General features: G+C 56.4%; 1 pseudogene. It reads right to left on the minus strand.

Annotated elements, in window-relative coordinates:
• Positions 1–2,402, minus strand: a pseudogene (locus tag JCM19039_RS24750) (beta strand repeat-containing protein); the annotation flags it as partial.

Genomic DNA, 2,402 nt, shown 5'->3' on the forward strand with positions numbered 1-2,402 from the left:
GCCGGTACTGCCAGTACTTCCAGTGATACCTGTAGCCCCGGTTGCTCCTGTATTTCCAGTTGAACCGCTAGGTCCAGTAGGTCCAGTGGCGCCACTACTCCCGGTAGGGCCGGTAGTACCTGTAATTCCTGAAGCGCCAGTGCTTCCAGTTAAGCCGGTCGGTCCAGTGTTACCTGTAGCTCCAGAGAGACCAGTAGCGCCTGTAGGCCCGGTAGTACCTGTGATTCCTGTTGCTCCAGTATTGCCAGTAACCCCAGTAGGGCCAGTGTTCCCGGTGCTGCCCGTTATGCCAGAAGGACCAGTGCACCTGTGACACCAGTTGGACCAGGTAACCCAGTAGGACCTGTAAATCCCGTTACACCTGTAGGTCCAGTTGCTCCTGTATTTCCAGTTGAACCGCTAGGTCCAGTGGCGCCGGTGGTACCTGTGATTCCTGTTGCTCCAGTATTACCAGTTGAGCCACTAGGTCCGGTAACCCCTGTAACCCCTGTAACCCCTGTAACCCCTGTAGTACCACTTAAGCCCGTCGATCCTGTGTTCCCCGTAGGACCAGTAATTCCTGTGGCTCCAGTGCTTCCAGTATTGCCAGTTGCCCCAGTAATTCCTGTTGCTCCAGTATTGCCCGTTAAGCCGCTAGGTCCAGTAGCACCCGTCGCACCTGAAGGGCCAATGTCGCCTGTAACCCCAGTCACACCACTACTCCCGGTAGGCCCTATTGCGCCAGTAACTCCGGTGTTTCCAGTACTTCCAGTGTTACCCGTAGCCCCAGTACTACCTGTAATGCCAGAAGGACCAGTGGGTCCAGTGAACCCCGATACACCGGTAGGCCCAGTTGCTCCTGTATTTCCAGTTGAACCGCTAGGTCCAGAAGGACCAGTGACACCAGTGGTACCGGTGGTGCCCGTTGCTCCAGTAACCCCAGTAGCACCCGTAGAACCCGTAGAACCTGTAGGCCGATTGCGCCTGTAACTCCGGTATTACCAGTACTTCCAGTATTGCCAGTTATGCCCGTTGGTCCAGTCGCTCCTGAAGGACCAGTGACTCCTGTTCCACCTGAAGAACCAGTAATTCCCGTTGCTCCAGTATTGCCCGTCAAGCCGCTAGGTCCGGTGACACCAGTCGTTCCTGTAACCCCAGCAGCCCCAGTATTCCCCGTAGGACCAGTTGAGCCAGTGAGTCCGGTACTGCCGGTTATGCCAGAAGAACCAGTGGCACCTGTGGTGCCCGTTGGTCCAGTAACGCCCGTAGCACCCGTCGCACCTGTAGGGCCAATGTCGCCTGTAACTCCAGTCACACCACTACTCCCAGTAGGCCCTATTGCGCCAGTAACGCCGGTATTGCCAGTACTTCCAGTGATACCTGTAGCCCCGGTTGCTCCTGTATTTCCAGTTGAACCGCTAGGTCCAGTAGGTCCAGTGGCGCCACTACTCCCGGTAGGGCCGGTAGTACCTGTAATTCCTGAAGCGCCAGTGCTTCCAGTTGAGCCACTAGGTCCGGCAACCCCAGTAACTCCAGATGATCCAGTAACACCTGTTGGACCAGTTAAGCCGGTCGGTCCAGTGATACCTGTAGCTCCAGAGAGACCAGTAGCGCCTGTAGGCCCGGTAGTACCTGTGATTCCTGTAGCTCCGGTATTGCCAGTAACCCCAGTAGGACCAGTGTTCCCGGTGCTGCCCGTTATGCCAGAAGGACCAGTGGCACCTGTGATTCCCGTTGCTCCAGTATTACCAGTCAAGCCACTAGGACCGGTAACTCCAGTAGCTCCAGTACTGCCTGTAGTGCCAGTTGGACCTGTGACACCAGTTGGACCAGGTAACCCAGTAGGACCTGTAAATCCCGTTACACCTGTAGGCCCAGTTGCTCCTGTATTTCCAGTTGAACCGCTAGGTCCAGTGGCGCCGGTGGTACCTGTGATTCCTGTTGCTCCAGTATTACCAGTTGAGCCACTAGGTCCGGTAACCCCTGTAGTACCACTTAAGCCCGTCGATCCTGTGTTCCCCGTAGGACCAGTAATTCCTGTGGTACCAGTGCTTCCAGTATTGCCAGTAATTCCTGTTGGCCCAGTCGCACCTGAAGGACCAGATGGACCTGTGGCCCCTGTTCCACCAGTATTGCCCGTTGCCCCAGTAATTCCTGTTGCTCCAGTAATTCCTGTTGCTCCAGTATTGCCCGTTAAGCCGCTAGGTCCGGTGGCACCAGTCACACCTGAAGCCCATGGCGCCTGTAACCCCAGTCACACCACTACTCCCGGTAGGCCCTATTGCGCCAGTAACTCCGGTGTTTCCAGTGCTTCCAGTCGTTCCTGTGTTCCCCGTAGGACCAGTTGAGCCAGTGAGTCCGGTATTGCCGGTTATGCCAGAAGGACCAGTGACACCGGTGGTGCCCGTAGCTCCGGTAACGCC

Origin of the sequence: Geomicrobium sp. JCM 19039 (assembly GCF_000698145.1) — a bacterium.
Taxonomy (GTDB): domain Bacteria; phylum Bacillota; class Bacilli; order Bacillales; family Marinococcaceae; genus Geomicrobium_A.